Origin of the sequence: Neisseria sp. P0013.S005, assembly GCF_051958425.1 — a bacterium.
GTDB classification, from domain to species: domain Bacteria; phylum Pseudomonadota; class Gammaproteobacteria; order Burkholderiales; family Neisseriaceae; genus Neisseria; species Neisseria subflava.
On sequence record NZ_JBQCVL010000008.1, the window covers coordinates 54,581 to 76,926 of the forward strand.

At 49.8% G+C, this 22,346-nt stretch carries 19 protein-coding genes, 1 tRNA gene and 1 CRISPR repeat array (1 of these 21 cut by a window edge); of the genes, 14 read left to right on the forward strand and 6 right to left on the reverse strand.

The features are described 5' to 3' along the window. Positions 1–61 precede the first annotated feature (61 nt). The 4 genes from zupT to ACTHTA_RS08715 form a co-directional block, all read right to left on the reverse strand. Complete coding sequence (gene zupT, locus ACTHTA_RS08700) at positions 62–871, reverse strand: zinc transporter ZupT (protein WP_308887531.1); 810 nt, start codon at positions 869–871, stop codon at positions 62–64. 180 nt (positions 872–1,051) lie between these two features. Beyond that, positions 1,052–2,308 carry a D-amino acid dehydrogenase gene (locus ACTHTA_RS08705; protein WP_308887532.1) on the reverse strand — a complete coding sequence of 419 codons (1,257 nt, stop codon included), beginning with the start codon at positions 2,306–2,308 and terminating at the stop codon, positions 1,052–1,054. Positions 2,309–2,391: 83 nt separating this feature from the next. Further along, positions 2,392–3,783 carry an alanine/glycine:cation symporter family protein gene (locus ACTHTA_RS08710; RefSeq protein WP_049329304.1) on the reverse strand — a complete coding sequence of 464 codons (1,392 nt, stop codon included), beginning with the start codon at positions 3,781–3,783 and terminating at the stop codon, positions 2,392–2,394. Between the two features lie 369 nt (positions 3,784–4,152). Further along, positions 4,153–5,010, reverse strand: a complete 858-nt coding sequence (locus ACTHTA_RS08715) for an ATP-grasp domain-containing protein (RefSeq protein WP_308887533.1) — start codon at positions 5,008–5,010, stop codon at positions 4,153–4,155. A gap of 125 nt (positions 5,011–5,135) precedes the next feature. Between ACTHTA_RS08715 and ACTHTA_RS08720 the strand changes: the two genes are divergently transcribed. From ACTHTA_RS08720 to ACTHTA_RS08740, 5 genes are all read left to right on the forward strand, one after another. After that, on the forward strand, positions 5,136–6,371 hold the full coding sequence (locus tag ACTHTA_RS08720) for an FAD-binding domain-containing protein (protein ID WP_313970973.1): 1,236 nt from the start codon (positions 5,136–5,138) through the stop codon (positions 6,369–6,371). Between the two features lie 147 nt (positions 6,372–6,518). Then, positions 6,519–7,238: a septum site-determining protein MinC gene (gene minC, locus ACTHTA_RS08725; RefSeq protein WP_063076223.1), complete on the forward strand. Its 720-nt coding sequence runs from the start codon at positions 6,519–6,521 to the stop codon at positions 7,236–7,238. Positions 7,239–7,264: 26 nt separating this feature from the next. Continuing rightward, the gene (minD, locus tag ACTHTA_RS08730) at positions 7,265–8,080 is read left to right on the forward strand and encodes a septum site-determining protein MinD (protein ID WP_049348491.1); all 816 of its coding nucleotides are present in this window, start codon (positions 7,265–7,267) and stop codon (positions 8,078–8,080) included. 3 nt (positions 8,081–8,083) lie between these two features. Beyond that, positions 8,084–8,347: a cell division topological specificity factor MinE gene (minE, locus tag ACTHTA_RS08735; protein ID WP_003680625.1), complete on the forward strand. Its 264-nt coding sequence runs from the start codon at positions 8,084–8,086 to the stop codon at positions 8,345–8,347. Positions 8,348–8,350: 3 nt separating this feature from the next. After that, complete coding sequence (locus ACTHTA_RS08740; RefSeq protein WP_049330768.1) at positions 8,351–9,271, forward strand: hydrogen peroxide-inducible genes activator; 921 nt, start codon at positions 8,351–8,353, stop codon at positions 9,269–9,271. Positions 9,272–9,334: 63 nt separating this feature from the next. Here ACTHTA_RS08740 and ACTHTA_RS08745 read toward each other — a convergent pair whose 3' ends face one another. Continuing rightward, positions 9,335–9,547: a glycine zipper 2TM domain-containing protein gene (locus ACTHTA_RS08745; protein WP_003684747.1), complete on the reverse strand. Its 213-nt coding sequence runs from the start codon at positions 9,545–9,547 to the stop codon at positions 9,335–9,337. Positions 9,548–9,801: 254 nt separating this feature from the next. Here ACTHTA_RS08745 and ACTHTA_RS08750 point away from each other — a divergent pair, with 254 nt between their 5' ends. Continuing rightward, positions 9,802–10,251 (forward strand): CopD family copper resistance protein, encoded by a 450-nt coding sequence (locus tag ACTHTA_RS08750; protein WP_308887536.1) that lies wholly within the window; start codon positions 9,802–9,804, stop codon positions 10,249–10,251. Between the two features lie 33 nt (positions 10,252–10,284). Next, on the forward strand, positions 10,285–11,259 hold the full coding sequence (locus ACTHTA_RS08755) for a TerC family protein (protein ID WP_063069253.1): 975 nt from the start codon (positions 10,285–10,287) through the stop codon (positions 11,257–11,259). A 63-nt stretch (positions 11,260–11,322) separates the two neighbouring features. Here the strand turns inward: ACTHTA_RS08755 and ACTHTA_RS08760 are convergent, their stop codons facing one another. Beyond that, the gene (locus ACTHTA_RS08760; RefSeq protein WP_308887537.1) at positions 11,323–11,721 is read right to left on the reverse strand and encodes an Ag473 family lipoprotein; all 399 of its coding nucleotides are present in this window, start codon (positions 11,719–11,721) and stop codon (positions 11,323–11,325) included. A 182-nt stretch (positions 11,722–11,903) separates the two neighbouring features. On the opposite strand from ACTHTA_RS08760, the gene ACTHTA_RS08765 reads away from it, so the two are divergent. The 7 genes from ACTHTA_RS08765 (at position 11,904) to cas2 (ending at position 21,788) form a co-directional block, all read left to right on the forward strand. After that, positions 11,904–11,979: transfer RNA gene (locus ACTHTA_RS08765), tRNA-Lys, on the forward strand. A gap of 140 nt (positions 11,980–12,119) precedes the next feature. After that, positions 12,120–13,562 (forward strand): aldehyde dehydrogenase, encoded by a 1,443-nt coding sequence (gene aldA, locus ACTHTA_RS08770; protein WP_308887538.1) that lies wholly within the window; start codon positions 12,120–12,122, stop codon positions 13,560–13,562. A 179-nt stretch (positions 13,563–13,741) separates the two neighbouring features. Beyond that, on the forward strand, positions 13,742–15,253 hold the full coding sequence (lysS, locus tag ACTHTA_RS08775) for a lysine--tRNA ligase (RefSeq protein WP_308887539.1): 1,512 nt from the start codon (positions 13,742–13,744) through the stop codon (positions 15,251–15,253). A 262-nt stretch (positions 15,254–15,515) separates the two neighbouring features. Continuing rightward, a complete protein-coding gene (locus ACTHTA_RS08780) occupies positions 15,516–16,940 on the forward strand; it encodes an alanine/glycine:cation symporter family protein (RefSeq protein ID WP_308887540.1) in 1,425 nt (474 codons plus the stop codon). A 269-nt stretch (positions 16,941–17,209) separates the two neighbouring features. Further along, positions 17,210–20,488, forward strand: coding sequence for a type II CRISPR RNA-guided endonuclease Cas9 (gene cas9, locus ACTHTA_RS08785; protein ID WP_308887541.1), 3,279 nt, complete (start codon positions 17,210–17,212; stop codon positions 20,486–20,488). A gap of 66 nt (positions 20,489–20,554) precedes the next feature. Further along, positions 20,555–21,469: a type II CRISPR-associated endonuclease Cas1 gene (gene cas1 / locus ACTHTA_RS08790; RefSeq protein WP_308887542.1), complete on the forward strand. Its 915-nt coding sequence runs from the start codon at positions 20,555–20,557 to the stop codon at positions 21,467–21,469. After that, positions 21,462–21,788, forward strand: a complete 327-nt coding sequence (gene cas2 / locus ACTHTA_RS08795) for a CRISPR-associated endonuclease Cas2 (RefSeq protein ID WP_033912916.1) — start codon at positions 21,462–21,464, stop codon at positions 21,786–21,788. The genes cas1 and cas2 overlap by 8 nt, the downstream gene beginning before the upstream one ends. A gap of 63 nt (positions 21,789–21,851) precedes the next feature. Further along, a CRISPR array of direct repeats spans positions 21,852–22,346; the repeat unit is 36 nt; unit sequence ATTGTAGCACTGCGAAATGAGAAAGGGAGCTACAAC (it continues 861 nt past the right edge of the window).

Genomic DNA, 22,346 nt, shown 5'->3' on the forward strand with positions numbered 1-22,346 from the left:
TGCGGATTATAACGCAAAAAGGCCGTCTGAATCATTTCAGACGGCCTTTGGCATACGGGTTTTAAAAATGGAACAATACCAGGCTGACGGCAATCACCGCCATACCCGTTGTCAGACCGTAAACGGTTTCGTGGCCGTCTGAATAGCGTTTGGCGGCCGGCAACAGCTCATCCAACGCCAAAAACACCATCACGCCGGCTATCACGCCAAACACCGAACCAAACACGGCAGGCGACAAAAACGGCTGCAAAACCAAATAGCCCAAAGCCGCACCCAACGGCTCGGCCAAGCCGGATAGCAGACACGCCCATACCGTTTTCTTACGGCTGCGGGTGGCAAAATAAACCGGCGCGGCGATGGAAATGCCCTCCGGGATATTATGGATGGCAATCGCCAAGGCCAAAGGCATCCCGACCGCCGGATTTTCCAAGGTGGCAAAAAATGTCGCCAAGCCTTCGGGAAAGTTGTGCGCCGTAATCGCAAACGCCGCCATCATGCCGACTCGCGCGATATGGCGGCGTTTGCTTTCTTGAAACGACGGGTCTTGCGCGTCTAAGGTTTCATGCGGGTTCGGCACCAGGCGGTCAATCAGCGCAATGCCGCCCATACCGGCCAAAAATGCCATGGTCGCCGCCGCAAACGCGTGGTCTTTATCATAAATTTCAGCGAACGCCTCACTGGATTTACTGAAAATCTCCGTCAGGGAAACATACACCATCGCACCGCCGGCAAATGCCAAACCAAACGACAACACGCGCGGATTGGGCGTTTTGGAAAACATTACCAAGCCACTGCCTAAAACGGTAAACAAACCGGCAGCCAACGTGATGGAAAAGGCAATAGCCAAATTGGACATCGAAAAATCGGGCATGAGAAAACCTGCGCTAAAAGCTGGGACAGGTTCAGACTAACACTTTTTAATGCGCATGATAATAGTTATTATTTATTTTATTGATTGGATACACGGATTTTGAAACAAAAGGCCGTCTGAAAAATAATTTTCAGACGGCCTTTAAATTTGAAATGTCGCTAAACCTTATCGCTTTCCAGCTTAAGCCTGATAGCGCGACAGGCTCAAATCGTCGCTTCGGATTTCGGTATCTTTGCCGCTCACGATATCGGCAGTTAATTTTGCCGAACCCAGCGACATGGTCCAGCCCAAAGTGCCGTGGCCGGTATTTAGGAAGAGATTATCAAAGCGGGTGCGTCCAATTAACGGCGTGCTGTCGGGCGTCATCGGTCTGAGACCGCTCCAGAACAATGCTTGGCTCAAATCGCCGCCTTCTGGGAACAAGTCGTTGACGACCAAAGCCAAGGTTTCGCGGCGTTTTTCGGGCAGTTTGATTTCGTAGCCCGACAATTCCGCCATGCCGCCGACGCGGATTCTGTTATCAAAGCGCGTGATGGCGACTTTGTAGCTTTCATCCAAAACGGTGGAAACCGGAGCGCCGTCTGAATTGGTGACCGGCAGGGTCAAGGAATAGCCTTTGACGGGATAAATCGGCAGATTGAGATCCAACTGCGCCAAAACCGTCCTGCTGAAGCAGCCGAGCGCACAGACGAAGACATCTGCTTCAAAGCGTTCTTTTTCGGTTTCGACTGCGCTGATGCGCTGCCCATTGTGTTCGATGCGGCGGATGGTTTGGTTGAAATGGAACTGTACGCCTTTTTCCAGACAGAGTTGGTACAGGTTTTGGGTGAAGAGGTGGCAGTCGCCGGTCGCGTCCGCAGGCAGGTGCAGGCCGCCGGCAATTTTGGCGGTAACGCGTGCCAGCGCAGGCTCAAACTCTGCGCATTCTTCGGGTTTCAGACGGCGGTACGGCACGCCGTAGCGTTCCAAAACGGCAATGTCTTGTTCTGCCGCTTCGACTTCTTTGGCTTGGCGGAAAATCTGCAACGTCCCTTTTTTGCGCCCTTCAAAATTCATGCTGGTTTGCGCTTCAAAACGGCGGAACATCTCACGGCTGTATTCGGAAATCCTGACCATGCGCTCTTTGTTGGTTTGATAGCGTGCTGCCGTGCAGTTTTGCAGCATTTGCCACAGCCATTCGATTTGATACAGGCTGCCGTCAGGGCGAAACAGTAAAGGCGGATGGCTTTTAAACAGCCATTTCAGCGCTTTGGTCGTGATACCGGGTGCAGCCCAAGGCGTGGTATAGCCGTAAGAGAGCTGGCCTGCATTGGCAAAACTGGTTTCCATCGCCACATCCTCTGCGCGGTCGATGACCGTTACTTCATGTCCTGCCTCCGCCAGATACCACGCGGAAGATACGCCGGCCACACCAGCACCTAAAACAAGCACTTTCATTTTTCTCCTCCTCTGACTTTTTTCAAAACAGACTTAATATACATCGGGCCGTCTGAATGTTCAGATTCAGACGGCCTTGGATATTAATGCGGCAATTCGCCGTTTTTGATTTTTTGTTTGAAGTCGCGTGTTTCATTGACGATGACTTTCGCCATCAACAGAAGCGCAATCAGATTGGGCAAGGCCATCAAGCCGTTGAATGTGTCTGAAGCCAGCCACACCAAATCAAGGCTCAACACGGTTCCCAGCATAACCGAAGAAACATAACCGACGCGGTACAAACCGGCAAACTTCTCGCCGAAGACGTAAACCGCGCATTTCTCGCCGTAATAACACCAGCCGAGAATGGTTGAGTAGGCAAAGAAAATCAGGCCGATGGTGACAATCCAGCCGCCGATGCCGGGCAGCATTTTTTGGAAAGTGACGGTTGTCAGCGCCGCACCGCTCAATTCAGGTTTGACAAACTCGCCGCCTGCGCCGAGCAGACCCATGACCAACACGATACCGGTAATCGAGCAGACAACGATGGTATCCAAAAAAGTACCGGTCATGGAAACCAAAGCCTGACGGACGGGGTGGTCGGTTTTCGCGGCTGCAGCGGCAATCGGCGCAGAACCCATACCCGCCTCATTGGAGAACACGCCACGCGCCACGCCGTAGCGGATAACCGTACCGATGGCACCGCCGGCAACGGCCTGCGCGCTAAACGCATCGGAGAAAATCAGTTTGACGGCAGGCATCAGTACATCGGAATTAATCACGATAATGGCAATACCGCCTACTACATAAAACACTGCCATGGCAGGCACGATAAAGGACGCGGCTTTGGCGATGCCCTTAATGCCGCCCAAAAGCACAATGGCCGTTAATACGGTCAATATCACGCCGGTGTAGGCAGGTTCAACACCAAAGCTGGTCTGCACTGCCTGCGCAACCGAGTTGGACTGCACCGAGCTGCCGATACCGAATGAAGCGAATGTGCCGAACAGCGCAAATGCGACGGCCATCCATTTCCAGTTTTTACCCAAGCCTTTTTCGATGTAATACATCGGGCCGCCGGACATTTCGCCTTTGGAATTGGTCACGCGGTATTTCACCGCCAACACGCCCTCGCCGTATTTGGTGGCCATACCGAAAATGGCGGTCATCCACATCCAAAATACCGCGCCCGGGCCGCCGGTTACCACCGCAGTCGCCACACCGGCGATGTTACCCGTGCCGATGGTGGCGGATAGCGCGGTCATCAACGCCGCGAAATGGGAAATATCGCCTTCGTGGTCTTCGCCGTCTTCATGCTTCTTTGACGGCACAAACGCCTGTTTCAGCGCATAACCCAACATGGTGAACTGCAAGCCTTTCAGCAAAACGGTCAGCAAAATGCCCGTACCGACCAGCAGCATCAACATAATAGGTCCCCAGACCCAGCCGCTGATGGTTTCGAAAAAGGCTTTGAGATTGTCTAAAAACAATTGCATGGCTTTCTCCTTTGTCTGTTTTATTTTTTATGCACTACTTTTTGTAGTGTCATGTAATTTCAGCACAGAATATTAAATAAGACAATATCTTTCTTTTTAAAAAGATTTTTGAGGTTTTACCCTAAAAAGATATTTATTTAGACCGAACAGATTATTTACAATCCGCTAAAAATAAAGGCTGCGACCGAGATAAAATGCCAAATGAAAGTTAATCAACCATCAATTAAGACTGCAACAATTAAAATGACACAATCGACAAATAGCACATTATTGAAAAATACAAACACGCAAATCTTGTTTAAAAAAGCCTCAGGCCGTCTGAAAGATGGTTTTCAGACGGCCTGAGGCTTGCTATTTATATTGATAAAGTCAGGTTGATGAATGTTGCCCAAGCAACTGCGCCAACACTCGGGCAAAGCGTTCCGTTGCGCCTTCGCTGGTGTGCAAATACAGGGCAGGTTCGATGAGTTCCAATTCATTGAGCAGGAAGGTGTCACCGACCAATGTACCGTCCACTCGGGCGTAAACCGGCATTTGCGGCAAAGCGGCCAGTACGTCTTGCGCGGCACGGACGGCAAACTCGGGCGGCTCGATACCGAACACCGACACGCCATAGGCCGAGTTGGCGCGCCATTCGCCTTGGGGTGGCTGACGGCGTACGGCATGGCTGAATACGCCGTTGAAAAACACCAGCGAGGTTTCGCCTGCTGTTTCGATTTCGCGGATATAAGGTTGAACAATCACGCCTTGCAGATAATCCGCCATGTTTACGTCCAATGTTTCTGCACAAACTTTGACCACGCCTTTGCCGCTCTGCCCGAATGCCGGCTTGATGACCGCTTCCGTCCATCCTTGTTGGTTCAGGATGTCGGCCAATTCGGCTTTTTGCGGCGGTACGAACACGCTGGGAATTACTTGCGCGCCGCGCACCGCCAAATCACACAAATAAGTCTTTTCCATATTCCAAGCCATCAGCTCGGGCGGATTGATAAAACGCTGCCCCGCCTGCTCGGCTTTCTCCAGCCATTGGCGGAAGGCTTCGGGTTCGGCGGCATAATCCCATGCGCACAAAGGCAGCAAAAACGGCGCGGACGGATGGTTTTGCCACGCATCAAATACGGTTTTCACGCCCATGGTTTCCAAGCATGCCGCCAATGTTTTCAGGTTGTCCGATGGTTCGGGATAGGTTTGGCAGGTAATGAGTGCCAAAACGGTTTTCTCGGTCATGATTGCCACCTCATTGCTAAAACCAAAATTATATAGCAAAATCAAACCAAAAGATTTTTCAGACGGCCTGATACATGAGGCCGATTCTGATAAAATGGTTTTCCCTTTTTCGTCGGAACATGCTCATGAAATCTGCTCACGTCCTTGTCTGGTTCCGCCGCAACCTCCGCCTGCACGACAATGTTGCGCTTAATGCCGCCGTTGCAAGCGGTTTGCCCATCGCCTGCGTCTGGGTCAGCCAAAGGCCGTCTGAAAACCACAATCCGCGTCAAAGTCTGTTCCATTATCAAGCCGCACAAGAGCTGCATACCCGTCTGGCGGCGCACCATATCCCTTTATATGTCGTCGCTTCCGACGAAGACCTCCTCCCCTTGGCTGCTGCACTCAATGCCCACACCGTCATCACAGACGAAGCCTACACCGAAGCCGAAATCCGCCAAGACAACCACCTCTGGCACAATTTCGACCGAGCAGGCATTACCCTGCAACACGCCAACGACCGCGGCATTTTGGCCAAATCCCCCCTCATGGATGCCAACGGCCTGCCCCACACCGATTTTGCCGCCTATAAACAAGCATGGTTGCAGGCTTATTCAGGACAAAGGCCGTCTGAAACCGAATTGCCTGTTCAAACCGGACAAAACGTTCCACTGTTTCCAGCCCATACCGGCGCGGTATTGCCTGCCTATCAGCAGGGCGGCGAAACCGCAGCCTTAACGCAATGGCACGCATTCAAACAGAATTTGGTTCACTACCCGATTACCCAAAACTTTCCGGCACGAAAAAACACCAGCCTCCTCAATGCCTACCTGTCCGCAGGCTGCATTTCACCGCGCCTGCTGGCCGCCGAAGGCTTGGCAAACCGACATTTCGAATGGCTGGACAAGCTTATTTTCCGCGACTACTGCTACCAGCTCGCCTACCACCGCCGCCTGCCCGAAACAACCGATGCCGCTCCGGTACGCGAATACTGGCGACTCGGCCAAACCGGCGTACCCATCATCGACGCCTCCATCCGCGGCCTCGAAGCCACTGGTCACTTACACCCCGTTCTCCAGCAGCTGTGCGCCCACTATTTCTGCCACGCCCTCAACTTCGACCCCAACCAAGGCATTGCGTGGGCAGCCTCCGTCCAAACCGGCACCGACCCCGCACTCAACCAAGCCAACTGGCACCTCGCCGCACAAGACACGGCTACCGTCCGCTATGCCCACCGTTCGCATCAAATCGATCCCGACGGCAGCTACATCCGCAGTTACGTCCCCGAATTGGCGCACCTACCGTCCACCCTCATCCACACGCCGTGGGCCGCCGCCGATGACATCGACACACACGGCTACCCCTTTCCCAAGGCCGTCTGAAACCTGCATTCACACCAAAAAACCACACTAAATACAGCTGAAAAACGTTCAAACAAAATATTTTGGTTTCAGATGGTCAAACAGATTGAATAGCCAAGATTTACACGGTAAACTTACGTCATTAAAAAATTTTATTATTTCATTACAATGAAACCCGCATTCGACATAAAAACGTCACGTTTGGACGTCTTATCCATCCATCTGCACACCGCAGATCTAACCGAATTGGAAGAATTCCTGCGCCAACTGGCAGGCCAATCCCAAGACGAATTCGTTCCCTTCATTTTAGACGTACAAGATTTCGACCACCCCGAATCCATCGATTTGGGCGGCATGATTTCCCTGTTTGCCCGTTACGGCATGCAAATTTTAGGGCTGCACCACACCAGCGACACATGGGCGGCAGCGGCGGCGCGTTATCACTTGGTATTCAAACAAGGCAACTCCACCCAGGCAGCCGACACACAGGCAGCGCCTGCCCCCCGCCAAGCACCGCAGCCGCAAGACGTACAAGCCACTGTTATCAACAATCCGACCGTATTGGTCAGCACGCCCGTGCGTACCGGCCAGCAGGTTTACGCTGAAAACGGCGACCTCATCGTTACCGGCATCGTCAGCCAAGGTGCGGAACTTATCGCCGACGGCAACATCCATATTTACGCCCCCATGCGCGGCAGAGCGTTGGCCGGTGCAAAAGGCAATACCAACGCGCGCATCTTTATTCATTCCATGCAGGCCGAATTAGTCTCCGTTGCCGGTATCTACCGCAACTTCGAGCAAGACCTGCCCGAGCATCTGCACAAAAAACCCGTACAAGTATCATTGCAAGACAACCGACTGGTTATCAGCGCAATCGACGCCGAATAAACATCAGTACTTAAAAAGGAAATATCGTGTCAAAAATCATCGTAGTAACTTCAGGTAAAGGCGGCGTAGGCAAGACCACTACCAGCGCCAGCATCGCAACCGGCCTGGCCCTGCGCGGCCACAAAACTGCCGTAATCGACTTCGACGTCGGTTTGCGCAACCTTGACCTGATTATGGGTTGCGAACGCCGCGTCGTATACGACCTCATCAACGTCATCCAAGGCGAAGCCACACTCAACCAAGCCCTGATTAAAGACAAAAACTGCGAAAACCTCTACATCCTGCCCGCCTCGCAAACCCGCGACAAAGACGCACTGACCCGCGAAGGCGTGGACAACGTGATGAAAGAGTTGGCCAGCAAAAAAATGGGCTTCGAATTCATCATCTGCGACTCCCCTGCCGGTATCGAACAAGGTGCACTGATGGCGCTCTACTTTGCCGACGAAGCCATCATTACCACTAATCCGGAAGTATCCAGCGTCCGCGACTCCGACCGCATCTTGGGCATTTTGCAAAGCAAATCCCGCAAAGCCGAACAAGGCAGCACAGTTAAAGAGCACCTACTGATTACCCGCTACTCCCCGGAGCGCGTGGCTAAAGGCGAAATGCTGTCGGTACAAGACATCTGCGACATCTTGCGTATTCCGTTGATCGGTGTGATTCCTGAATCACAAAACGTTCTGCAAGCTTCCAACGCCGGCGAACCTGTCATCCACCAAGACAATGCCGCAGCAGCAGAAGCCTACAAAGACGTTATCGCCCGCCTCTTGGGTGAAAACCGCGAAATGCGTTTCCTCGAAGCTGAGAAGAAAAGCTTCTTAAAACGACTGTTCGGAGGTTAATACATGTCACTGCTCGATATGCTGTTCGGCAGAAAGCCGAAAACCGCCACAGTCGCGCGCGACCGCCTGCAAATCATCATCGCACAAGAACGCGCACAAGAAGGCCAAGCTCCGGACTATCTACCGACCCTGCGTAAAGAGTTGTTGGAAGTCCTGTCCAAATACGTCAACGTATCATTGGACGACATCCGCATCTCCCAAGAGAAACAAGACGGCTTGGACGTTCTTGAGCTGAACATCACCCTGCCGGAACAAAAAAAGGCTTAACACATGACCTTGACCGAATTGCGTTACATCGTAGCCGTCGCACAAGAACGTCACTTCGGACGTGCCGCACGACGCTGCTTTGTCAGCCAGCCCACCCTCTCCATCGCCATCAAAAAGCTGGAGGAAGAGCTGTCGGTATCCCTGTTCGACCGTAGCAGCAACGACATCATCACGACCGAAGCGGGCGAGCGCATTGTCGCCCAAGCCCGCCGGGTTCTGGAAGAAGCGGAACTCATCAAGCACCTTGCCAATGAAGAGCAAAACGAATTGGAAGGCGCATTCAAACTCGGCCTGATTTTTACCGTTGCCCCCTACCTTCTGCCCAAGCTCATTACCGCGCTGCGTGAAACCGCGCCGAAAATGCCGCTGATGCTGGAAGAGAACTATACCCACATCCTGACCGAGTCGCTCAAACGTGGCGATGTCGATGCAATCGTCGTTGCCGAACCGTTCCAAGAGCCGGGCATCGTGACTGAGCCTCTGTATGACGAACCTTTCTTCGTCATTGTTCCCAAAGGACATCACTTTGAAGAACTCGATGCCGTTACGCCTCAGCTTTTGGGCGAAGAACAAGTGTTGCTGCTGTCTGAAGGCAACTGTATGCGCGACCAAGTGTTGGCGAGCTGTTCCGAATTGGCTTCCAAACAGAAAATCCAAGGTTTGACCAATACCCTGCAAGGCAGCTCCATCAATACCATCCGCCACATGGTTGCCAGCGGCCTGGCCATCAGCGTCATGCCGGCTACCGCATTGACCGAAAACGACCACATGCTTTTCAGCATTATCCCGTTTGAAGGCACTGCACCACACCGCCGTGTCGTTTTGGCTTATCGCCGCAACTTTGTCCGTCCCAAAGCACTGACTGCTTTGCGCACTGCCATTTTGCAATCGCAACTGACCGGTGTAACATTCGTCAACGAATGAACCGCAAAACAAAAGGCCGTCTGAACATTCAGACGGCCTTTTTATTTTTAACCGAATAAAGGATTAGTAGCGAGTATGAACTTGACTGCCGATAACGCCACCCAAAGCCGCACCACCCAAGGTAGAGCCGGTATCGCCACCAATCAAGTTACCTGCCACACCACCCAATACCGCACCAGCAGCAGTGTTGCGTTGGGTTTGAGTCATATTGGCACATGCACCCAAAGAGGCAGCCAGCATGATCAAGGTCACAGTTTTTGCAAAAGTTTTCTTCATGGTTTGATTCTCCATCAGGGGTTAAGCTGTATATAGAACAGTATGGCACAACCTTTCATTAATATATTTTCTGATAAGTAAAGACAGATTAAACTAAGATAACGCTTTTAATGAACGGTTAACTTCAAAAACAAACGGTAATTCCAATAGAATATCTATAAAATTTAATATATTTGGCATAAAATTGCGCATACATCAGCCGCATTCGGTAGTGATACAATGACGACTTGTCTGAATTACCGGAAACACCCGTCATGAGTATCTACGCACTGGCACACATCATCCACGTTTATTGCGCGATTGCCTTTGTCGGCGGCGTATTTTTCGAAATGCTGGTTCTCTCCGTTTTACACACCGGCCGTGTTTCGCGCGAATCGCGCCGCGAAGTCGAGCGTGCCATGTCCCATCGTGCCGTCCGCGTGATGCCGATTGTCGTCATCACCCTTTTTATCAGCGGCATCGTCATGGTGTACAACCGTTATCTGCCAACGCTGCACCATCCTCTCGACAGCGCCTTCAGCATTATGTTGAGCATCAAAATCCTGTTGGCAGTAAGCGTTTTGGTGCATTTTGCCATCGCTGTTGTCAAAATGGCCCGACACACCCTCACCGTCGGCTGGTCGAAATACATACACGCCGTTGTATTCAGCCATATGCTGTTTATCGTCTTTTTTGCCAAGGCGATGTTCTACCTGTCTTGGTAAACCTTACCCATACCCCACACACAAGGATTTTTTATGACCCAATACCCGTCCGTCGGCTCGCCGATGTTTTACGGCATCTTCTTTATCGCCGTCTTAATCATGATCGCCATCGATATGGTATCGCTGAAAAAAAACGGCGCCCACAAAGTCAGCATCAAAGAAGCCCTAGCTTGGAGCGGCATTTGGGTGGCCGTATCCTGCGCATTTGCAGGCTGGCTCTATTTTGAACTGGCGGGCAACCCGACTTACGGGGCCGTTGTCGCCAAAGAAAAAGTCCTCGAATTCTTCACCGGCTATGTACTCGAAAAATCCCTTGCCGTCGATAACATATTCGTTTTCCTGATGATTTTCGGCTACTTCAAAGTCGAACCCAAATTCCAACACCGCGTCTTGCTCTATGGCGTATTCGGTGCCATCGTCCTGCGCGCCATCATGATCTTCATCGGCGCCGCCTTGGTACAACAATTTGAATGGATTTTGTACCTCTTCGGCGCGTTCCTCTTATACACCGGCATTCATATGATGAAGCCCGAAGCCGAAGCTGAAGAAGACCTTTCCCAAAACAAGATCCTGACCCTACTCAAAAAAGTCATCCCGACCAGCCAACAGTTTGACGGTGAAAAATTCTTTACCATCGAAAACGGCAAACGCATCGCTACGCCGCTTTTACTGGTATTAATTATGATCGAATTGAGCGACGTCATCTTCGCCGTGGACAGCATCCCCGCTATTTTTGCCGTAACCACCGACCCTTTCATCGTCCTCACTTCCAACATTTTTGCCATCTTGGGACTGCGTGCCATGTACTTCTTACTGGCAGACTTTGCCGAACGCTTTATTTTCCTCAAATACGGCTTGGCTTTCGTATTGAGCTTTATCGGTATCAAGATGCTGATTATGCACTGGGTGCATATCCCAATTTCCATTTCCCTGTCCGTCGTCTTTGGCGCACTGGGCGCATCCATCCTGACTTCCTTGGTGTACACGCGTCAGCAAGAGAAAAAATAATCTGCCGATATAAAAAGGCCGTCTGAACATTTCAGACGGCCTTTTCAAATATCAAACACCAGCTTATTTAGCAGCGTCTTTCAATTTATCGGCAGCTTCTTGAGTCGCATCGGCTGCTTTACCCATAGCGTCTTTAGCTGCGTCTTTGGCAGTATCTTTAGCATCAGAAACCGCTTCTTTAGCTTCTTCAACCGCTTTACCGGCAGCATCTTTAGCGTCAGAAACTGCTTTATCTGCAGTTGCTTTAGCATCTGCAGCAGCGTCTTTAACATCAGAAACAGCTTGCTCAGCCGCACCTTTGGCTTCAGAAGCAGCAGCATCAACAGCAGAAGCTGCATTTTCAGCCGCAGCGTTTACATCGGAAGCAACAGCAGAAGCCGCCTCTTGGGTTTCTTTTTTCGCTTCTTGTGTACACGCCGCCAAGCCGGCTACCATCATTGCAGCAATCAATAATTTTTTCATGTTGTATATCCTTTGGTCTAAAAAATATCTGTCAAAACTGACAGACCAAAAAATCATAACATAATAAATGCTCAAAAAAGGGAGAATTAACGCCAAATAACAGCCGGTTTACGTTTTTTGAAAAAAATTTCAAAAAAACAGTTGACGAAAAGAAACAAGCTACCTATAATGCACAGCTTATCGGGTCGTTAGCTCAGTCGGTAGAGCAGCGGACTTTTAATCCGTTGGTCGAGCGTTCGAATCGCTCACGACCCACCAAATATGAAAACCTGCTTTGAAAAAAGCAGGTTTTTTTCATGTTCTCCGTAATAATCTACTTCTCCTACAAATATACTTGTATGCCAGACAATTTAAGCATACACTGACTACACACAACTACAACGACAGGAGAACTTGAAATGAAACAATTGGCCATGTACATCAACGGACGCTTTGAAAACGATTTCAACGGTGAATGGCGCGACGTATTGAACCCTTCCACCGAAGAAACCATCGCCCGCGAACCCAAAGGCGGCAAAGCTGACGTTGACCGCGCCGTAGCGGCGGCGCGTGCGGCGCAACCGGCATGGGAGCGGCTGCCTGCGGTCGAACGCGGCGCGTATTTGCGCAAAATCGCCCAAGGCATACGCGAACGCGCCGACGAGCTGACCGACACCATTGTTGCTGAAGGCGGTAAAACCAAAGACTTGGCGCGCGTGGAAGTCATGTTCACCGCCGACTATCTCGATTACCAAGCCGAATGGGCGCGCCGTTACGAAGGCGAAATCATCCAAAGCGACCGCCCGCGCGAAAACATTTTATTGTTCAAACGCCCGCTGGGCGTCGTGGCAGGCATCCTGCCGTGGAACTTCCCCTTCTTCCTGATTGCCCGCAAAATGGGTCCCGCTTTGGTAACGGGCAACACCATCGTCGTCAAACCCAGCAGCGTGACCCCGATCAACTGCCACATCTTCGCCGAAATCGTCGATGCGGTCGGACTGCCCGCAGGCGTGTTCAACGTGGTGAACGGTCCCGGCGCGGAAATCGGCAATGCCTTGTCCGCCCATCCGCAAGTCGATATGGTCAGCCTGACCGGCTCCGTCGAAGCGGGCCGCCAAGTGATGGAAGCCGCTTCCGCCAACATCACCAAAGTTTCGCTGGAACTCGGCGGCAAAGCCCCCGCCATCGTTTTGAAAGACGCGGATTTGGACTTGGCAGTGAAATCCATCTTGGCTTCGCGCGTCGGCAACACCGGTCAAATCTGCAACTGCGCCGAGCGCGTCTATGTCCACAGCAGCCTGAAAGACGCGTTCATTGAAAAAATGACCGCCGCCATGAAAGGCGTGCGCTACGGCAACCCTGCCGAAGCCGAAGCAGGCGCGCTGGAAATGGGCCCTCTGATTGAAGAGCGCGCCGTCAAAGCCGTTGCCGAAAAAGTGGAACGCGCCGTCAAACAAGGTGCGACGCTGGTTTGCGGCGGCAAACGCGCCGAAGGACGCGGCTATTTCTTCGAGCCGACCCTGCTGACCGACACCGACAACAGCATGGACATTATGAAGGAAGAAACCTTCGGCCCCGTCCTGCCGGTTGCCACTTTCGACACGCTCGACCAAGTCATCGCTTTGGCAAACGACAGCGAATTCGGCCTGACCAGCTCCGTCTATACCACCAATCTGAATGAAGCGTTTTATGTAACCCGCCGCTTGCGTTTCGGCGAGACCTACATCAACCGCGAAAACTTTGAAGCCATGCAGGGCTTCCATGCCGGTTGGAAAAAATCAGGTATCGGCGGCGCCGACGGTAAACACGGTTTGGAAGAATATCTGCAAACCCAAGTCGTTTATTTGGAAACCAATATCTAACCGCCGATACGGCCCTTCATGAAACAAAAGGCCGTCTGAAACCGATTTTTCAGGTTTCAGACGGCCTTTCTGCCTTTATAGAAAAAAACACCGACATCGCGTAAAATAGAGCCAATTTTTCACTTTATTCAGGCCGTCTGAAAACTCCGGCAGCCTGACTCATTTTTCCGGAAAACACCATGAGCGAACAAAACAATCCGCAAATCGAGCCGCAGCTGGACGAAAACCAAATCATCGCCCTGCGCCGCGAGAAACTGCACAACATCCGCAAAGAACGCAACGCCTACCCTAACGATTTCAAACGCGACAACTTTGCCGCCGACCTGCACACCCAATACGGTGAAATCAGCAAAGAAGAACTCGACCCGCAAGGCATTCCCGTTAAAGTGGCCGGCCGCATGATGCTCAAACGTCAAATGGGCAAAGCCAGCTTTGCCACCATTCAAGACGTTACCGGTCAAATCCAGCTTTATTTGAACAACAAAGGCGTGAGCCAAGAAGTTTTGGACGACTTCAACCACTGGGACTTGGGCGACATCGTCGGCGCGGAAGGTACTTTGTTCAAAACCAACCACGGCGAATTGACCGTGCGCGTGTCCAACATCCGCCTGTTGTCCAAATCCCTGCGCCCTCTGCCGGACAAACACAAAGGTTTGAGCGATCAGGAAACCAAATACCGTCAACGCTACGTCGATTTGATTGCCAACGAAGAATCGCGCAATACCTTTATCAAACGCAGCCAAATCATCCAATCCGTGCGCAATTTCATGGTCAACGAGCATTATCTCGAAGTCGAAACCCCGATGATGCACCCAATTCCCGGCGGCGCGACAGCAAAACCATTCGTTACCCACCACAATGCCTTGGACATTCCGCTCTACCTGCGTATTGCGCCCGAACTGTATCTGAAACGCTTGGTTGTCGGCGGTTTGGAACGCGTGTTTGAAATCAACCGCAGCTTCCGTAACGAGGGCATGTCCGTACGCCACAACCCTGAATTCACCATGATCGAATTCTACGAAGCCTTCTCCGACTACGAGCGCATGATGCAGATGGCGGAAGACATCATCCGCAACGCATCGCGCACGGTAAACGGCACGGCGAAAATCAGCTACAACGGTAAAGAAGTTGATTTGGAAAGCCCGTTTGAGCGCCTGACCATTCTCGAAGCCATCAAAAAATATAATCCGCACTACACCGACGAGCAGTTGAACGATGCGGAGTGGCTGAAAAAAGAAATCGTCAAACACGGCGAAAGTCTGCCGCCGTCCCCAGGCATCGGCAGCCTGCAACTCGCCCTGTTTGAAGGTTGCGCAGAGAGTAAATTGTGGAACCCGACCTTCATCGTCGATTACCCGGTCGAAGTTTCCCCGTTGGCACGCGCTTCGGATACGAAACAAGGTCTGACCGAGCGTTTCGAATTGTTCGTTGTTGGTCGCGAGCTGGCAAACGGCTATTCCGAGTTGAACGACCCCGAAGACCAAGCCGAACGCTTCAAGGCGCAAGTGGCACAAAAAGACGCCGGCGACGACGAAGCCATGCATTACGATGCCGACTACATCCGCGCCATGGAATTCGGTCTGCCGCCGACCGGCGGCTGCGGCATCGGCATCGACCGCTTGGTAATGTTGCTGACCGATTCGCAAACCATCCGCGACGTGATTCTGTTCCCGCAAATGCGTCCCGAATAACGCATTGAAATAAAATCAAGGCCGTCTGAAAACAAGACTCTGTTTTCAGACGGCCTTTTTGTTCAAATATGTAAACCGGGAAAATTAAAATCGATAAATTCTTTACACCATAATAATAAAATTACATGATAATCAAAAAGATAATATAAAAAAGAATATGTAAACGTTTTTCAGTTTGTTGACAGTCTGCTAGAATACATCCAGTTACAGACAGCCTCCACACACAGGCCGTCTGAAAATGGAGAAACTCTGAAAGGTTTGTATGGATCAATTTTTCGAACAGCTTCACGGCTGGGTAAACGCCATCAACGACCCAATGTGGTCGGGGTTGGTATATATGCTTTTAGGCGCAGGCCTCTTTTTCACCGTTACCACCGGTTTTGTACAATTCCGCCTCTTCGGCCGCAGTATCAAAGAAATGTTGGGCGGCCGCAAACAAGGTGATGATCCGCACGGAATCACACCGTTCCAAGCATTCGTTACCGGCTTGGCCAGCCGCGTAGGCGTGGGCAACATCGCCGGCGTGGCGATTGCCATCAAACTCGGCGGACCGGGCGCGGTGTTCTGGATGTGGGTAACCGCCTTAATCGGCATGAGTTCGGCGTTTGTCGAATCTTCACTGGCTCAACTCTTTAAAATCCGGGACTACGACAACCACCACTTCCGCGGCGGCCCTGCCTACTACATCACTCAAGGCCTAGGACAAAAATGGCTGGGCGTTTTATTCGCCCTGAGTCTAATTTTCTGTTTCGGCTTTGTATTTGAAGCCGTACAGACCAACACCATCGCCGATACCACCAAAGCGGCATGGGGCTGGGATCAACACTATGTCGGCGTCGCTCTGGTCATTCTGACTGCCCCGATTATCTTCGGCGGTATCCGCCGCGTATCTAAAGCCGCGGAAATCATCGTCCCGCTGATGGCGGTTTTATATCTCGTCATAGCACTCTTCATCATTGTTACCAATATTTCCCTGATTCCTGAAGTGTTCGGTCAGATTTTTTCCAACGCGTTCAACTTCGATTCGGCTGCAGGCGGTTTCCTCGGCGGTCTGATTTCGACCACCATGATGCAGGGTATCAAACGCGGCCTGTATTCCAATGAAGCGGGTATGGGTTCCGCGCCGAACGCCGCAGCCGCAGCCGAAGTGAAGCACCCCGTCTCCCAAGGCATGATTCAAATGCTGGGCGTTTTCGTCGATACCATCATCGTCTGCTCATGCACCGCCTTTATCGTCTTGACCTATCAACAGCCTTACGGAGACCTGAGCGGTGCGGCGCTGACCCAAGCGGCAATCGTCAGCCAGGTAGGCGAATGGGGCGCAGGCTTCCTTGCCGTCATCCTATTTATGTTTGCCTTTTCAACCGTTATCGGCAACTATGCCTATGCCGAGTCCAACGTCCAATTCATCAAGAGCCATTGGCTGGTTACCGCCGTTTTCCGTATGCTGGTTTTGGCATGGGTCTACTTCGGCGCAGTTGCCAACGTACCCTTGGTATGGGATATGGCAGACATGGCAATGGGCATCATGGCATGGATTAACCTCGTCGCCATCCTGCTCCTGTCCCCACTCGCCTTCCTGCTGTTGAAAGACTACACAGCCAAGCTGAAAATGGGCAAAGCCCCAGAGTTCAAACTCTCCGAACACCCTGGCTTGAAACGCAAAATCAAATCCGATATCTGGTAACACCAAAGGCCGTCTGAAATTTCAGACGGCCTTTTTAATCCCTGCCATTTAGACAAAACGATGCCCCTTAAAGCGGAAGCCTTAAGGGGCAGAGCGTTGCGGCACATCTTTTCAGACGGCCTTATTGTAGCAACGTTTCTCATTTCGCAGTGCAACAATATGTCCAAATTCTAATTCCAAATCGGCACCCAGTCAAGCATTTCATTTGCATGGTAATACTTACCTAGGATATATTTATACTTACTAAACATCATATTACGGAGAAACTGATGGCTGCATTCAAACCCAATCCAATCAACTACATCCTCGGCCTCGATATCGGCATCGCATCCGTCGGCTGGGCGATGGTAGAAATTGACGAAGAAGAAAACCCCATCCGCCTGATTGATTTGGGCGTGCGCGTATTTGAGCGTGCAGAAGTACCGAAAACAGGCGACTCTCTCGTAGCGGCAAGACGCTTGGCACGCAGCGTCCGCCGCCTGACCCGCCGTCGCGCCCACCGCCTGCTTCGGGCCCGTCGCCTATTGAAACGCGAGGGCGTATTACAGGCTGCCGATTTTGATGAAAACGGCTTGATTAAATCCTTACCGAATACACCATGGCAACTTCGCGCAGCCGCATTAGACCGCAAACTGACGCCTTTAGAGTGGTCGGCAGTCTTGTTGCATTTAATCAAACACCGCGGCTATTTGTCGCAACGGAAAAACGAGGGAGAAACTGCCGATAAGGAGCTTGGCGCTTTGCTTAAAGGCGTAGCCGACAATGCCCATGCCTTACAGACAGGCGATTTCCGCACACCGGCCGAATTGGCTTTAAATAAATTTGAAAAAGAAAGCGGCCATATCCGCAACCAGCGCGGCGATTATTCGCATACGTTCAGCCGCAAAGATTTGCAGGCAGAGCTGAATTTACTATTTAAAAAACAAAAAGAATTCGGCAATCCGCATGTTTCAGACGGCCTTAAAGAAGGTATTGAAACCCTGCTGATGACGCAAAGAGATTCTATTCCTGATGAAAGTGCTATTCTGCGGATGCAAGGAAAATGTACTTTTGAAAAAAATAAATCCAGAGCAGCAAAACATAGTTGGAGCGCAGAACGTTTTATATGGTTAAGCAAGTTGGCTAATTTGAGGATAACGGATGAATTTGGCACTAGGAAATTAACTGAAATAGAACGTCAAATACTTATAGATCTTCCATATAAATTAAAGACCGTCAACTATCAACAAGTAAGGAATGCCTTAACCACCCTTTCTCCCAATGCTCTTTTTAATATTAGATATCATCAAAAAGATAAAAAGGGGGAGATAAAATCATCAGATAAAATTGAAAAAGATACGAAATTCATGGAAATGAAATTCTGGCACAAAATTAAGGAAACTTTAGAAGGGAACGGAAGAAAAACAGAATGGCAGAGCCTTTCAAGCAATCATAATTTACTAGATGAAATCGGAACAGTTTTTACCATCTGTAAAAATGATGAGAGAAGAAAAGCCCTCTTGTCCGGTAAGATAAAAGAAGATCAAGATATTCTTGATATTTTGTGTAATCATGTTGATTTTACATGCACTGTGAATTTATCTTTAGAAGCATTGAAAAATATCCTTCCTTTTATGGAACAAGGTGATGACTACGATACTGCTTGGAGAAAAGTTTATCCTCCGCAGTCAACTAAAAAAGAATCTGTTCTACCACCAATTCCCGCCGACGAAATCCGCAACCCCGTCGTCTTGCGCGCCTTATCTCAGGCTAGAAAAGTCATTAATGCCGTCGTACGACGTTATGGCTCTCCTGCGCGTATTCATATTGAAACAGCGCGTGAAGTGGGCAAATCGTTCAAAGACCGTAAAGAAATTGAGAAACGTCAGGAAGAAAACCGCAAAGACCGTGAAGAATCCGCTACTGAATTCCGAGAGTATTTCCCCAATTTTATTGGCGAACCCAAATCCAAAGATATTCTGAAACTGCGCCTGTACAAGCAACAACACGGCAAATGCCTGTATTCGGGCAAAGAAATCAACTTAGGCCGTCTGAACGAAATAGGCTATGTCGAAATCGACCATGCCCTGCCGTTTTCGCGTACATGGGATGACAGTTTCAACAATAAAGTGCTGGTATTGGGCAGCGAAAACCAAAATAAAGGCGACCGAACACCTTATGAATATTTAAACGGCAAAGACAACAGCCGCGAATGGCAGGAATTTAAAGCACGTGTAGAAACCAGCCGTTTCCCGCACAGTAAAAAGCAACGGATTCTACTGCAGAAATTCGATGAAAAAGAATTTAAAAACCGTAACTTGAGTGATACACGCTATATCAACCGTTTTCTGTGTCAATTTGTTGCCGACCATATGCAGCTGACTGGAAAAGACAAAAACCGTGTCTTTGCCTCCAACGGACAGATTACCAATCTATTGCGCGGCTTTTGGGGATTGCGTAAAGCGCGTGCGGAAAACGACCGCCATCACGCCTTGGACGCAGTCGTCGTTGCCTGCTCGACCGTTGCCATGCAGCAGAAAATTACCCGTTTTGTACGCTATAAAGAGATGAACGCGTTTGACGGTAAAACCATAGATAAAGAAACAGGAGAAGTGCTGCATCAAAAAACACACTTCCCGCAACCTTGGGATTTTTTCGCACAAGAAGTCATGATTCGCGTCTTCGGCAAACCGGACGGCAAACCCGAATTTGAAGAAGCGGATACCCCCGAAAAACTGCGCACTCTGCTTGCTGAAAAATTATCTTCTCGTCCCGAAGCCGTACACGAATACGTTACGCCATTGTTTGTTTCTCGCGCGCCCAATCGGAAGATGAGTGGTGCACATAAAGATACTTTGAGATCTGCTAAACGATTTGTTAAACATAATGAAAAAATTAGTGTGAAACGAGTATGGTTAACCGAAATCAAGTTGGCCGACCTTGAAAATATGGTTAATTATAAAAATGGTAGAGAGATTGAATTATATGAGGCTCTTAAGGCGCGTTTAGAGGCATATGGAGGTAATGCTAAACAAGCATTTGACCCTAAGGACAATCCGTTTTATAAAAAGGGAGGACAACTGGTTAAAGCTGTGAGGGTCGAAAAAACCCAAGAGAGCGGAGTCTTATTAAATAAAAAAAATGCTTATACCATTGCAGATAATGGAGACATGGTACGTGTTGATGTGTTCTGTAAAGTGGATAAGAAAGGAAAAAATCAGTATTTTATTGTTCCCATCTATGCTTGGCAGGTTGCTGAAAACATTCTTCCTGATATTGATTGTAAAGGATACCGGATTGATGATAGCTATACATTCTGTTTTAGTTTGCATAAGTATGATCTGATTGCTTTTCAGAAAGATGAAAAATCTAAAGTAGAATTTGCCTACTATATCAACTGTGATAGCTCTAATGGACGATTCTATTTAGCTTGGCATGATAAAGGCTCTAAAGAACAGCAATTCCGTATTAGTACCCAAAATCTTGTATTGATGCAAAAATACCAAATCGACGAACTGGGTAAAGAAATCAGACCATGCCGTCTGAAAAAACGCCCACCTGTCCGTTAAATTAATCTATCCCTGTTTCAGACGGCCTGAAGCAGGGATTTTTTATATAAAAATAAGGGGAAAAACATGACTTGGCGCAGCCTGCTTATTCAAAATGGCGGCAAACTATCCTTGCAACGCCGGCAACTGCTGATTCAACAAAACGGCGAGTCCCACACCGTACCATTAGAAGACATCGCCGTTATCATCATCGAAAACCGCGAAACCCTGATTACCGCCCCGCTCCTATCAGCCTTAGCCGAATATGGCGCAACCTTACTGACATGTGACGAACAGTTCCTGCCCTGCGGACAATGGCTGCCTTATGCCCAATATCACCGCCAACTTAAAATCCTCAAGCTACAACTGAATATAAGCGAACCCTTAAAAAAGCAACTCTGGCAACATATCGTCCGCCAAAAAATCCTGAATCAAGCATTTGTCGCAGACGAAACAGGCAATGATCTTGCAGCCAAACAGCTGCGCACTTTGGCATCTGAAGTCCGTTCAGGCGATACAGGAAACCGTGAAGCCCAAGCTGCCGCCCTCTACTTCCAAGCCCTCTTTGGAGAAAAATTTACCCGTAATGACAACAATGCTGTCAATGCCGCATTGAACTACACCTACGCCGTACTCCGTGCCGCAGTCGCACGCGCCCTGACCTTATATGGCTGGCTGCCTGCATTAGGCTTGTTTCATAGAAGCGAACTAAATCCATTCAACCTCGCTGATGACTTTATCGAACCCTTACGCCCATTGGCCGACCTGGTCGTTATACATTTGCATGAACAAGGCCGTCTGAAAACTGATCTGACCCCCAACATCAAACAAAACCTTATCAAGACCCTTCACTGTCAAATCTGCATCGAACGGCAACATTTCAGCACCTTGGCTGCCATCGACAAAATGATTTCTTCATTTCAAGCCAGCGTAACCGATAAAAACGCCAAACAGCTGAAACTGCCTGAAATCTTGCCATTGAAAGAATACCAATATGAGTGAGGCCAAATTTATGAGGATTATCGTCTTCTTCGACCTACCGGTTACCACAGCGGCCAAGCGCAAGGCCGCCAATCAATTCCGCCAGTTTCTATTAAAAGATGGATACCAAATGCTCCAACTTTCCGTATACAGCCGTATTGTCAAAGGTCGAGATTCGTTGCAAAAACACCACAACAGGCTATGTGCAAACCTACCGCAAGAAGGGTCAATCCGCTGTTTGGAAGTAACGGAAAAGCAATATGCCACCATGAAACTACTATTGGGAGAGCTGAAAACCCAAGAAAAAAGGGTAAATTCCGACCAACTATTATTATTTTAAGCCCTATTTTTCAGACCAAATAAAACGGGAAACCCTTATAGAATAAGGATTTCCCGTTGAGGTATTGTAGCACTGCGAAATGAGAAAGGGAGCTACAACGGGATTTTATCAACCTCGCCACAGGGGAAGATTGTAGCACTGCGAAATGAGAAAGGGAGCTACAACACTATCAACCTGCTAACAGCGATAAACCAAATTGTAGCACTGCGAAATGAGAAAGGGAGCTACAACACTTCAAGCAATAACAAATTGTGTGGTTGTATTGTAGCACTGCGAAATGAGAAAGGGAGCTACAACGAACGAAGTAGCCTTAAATCCGACCCAACAATTGTAGCACTGCGAAATGAGAAAGGGAGCTACAACCCCTTGACGCTAGCCCACCCAAAAACGCTTATTGTAGCACTGCGAAATGAGAAAGGGAGCTACAACCATCAATGGCCGCTTGTTGTCTTTTGTCAGATTGTAGCACTGCGAAATGAGAAAGGGAGCTACAACGCGTGGAGGAGAGGCTGCCTAAAATCAACAATTGTAGCACTGCGAAATGAGAAAGGGAGCTAC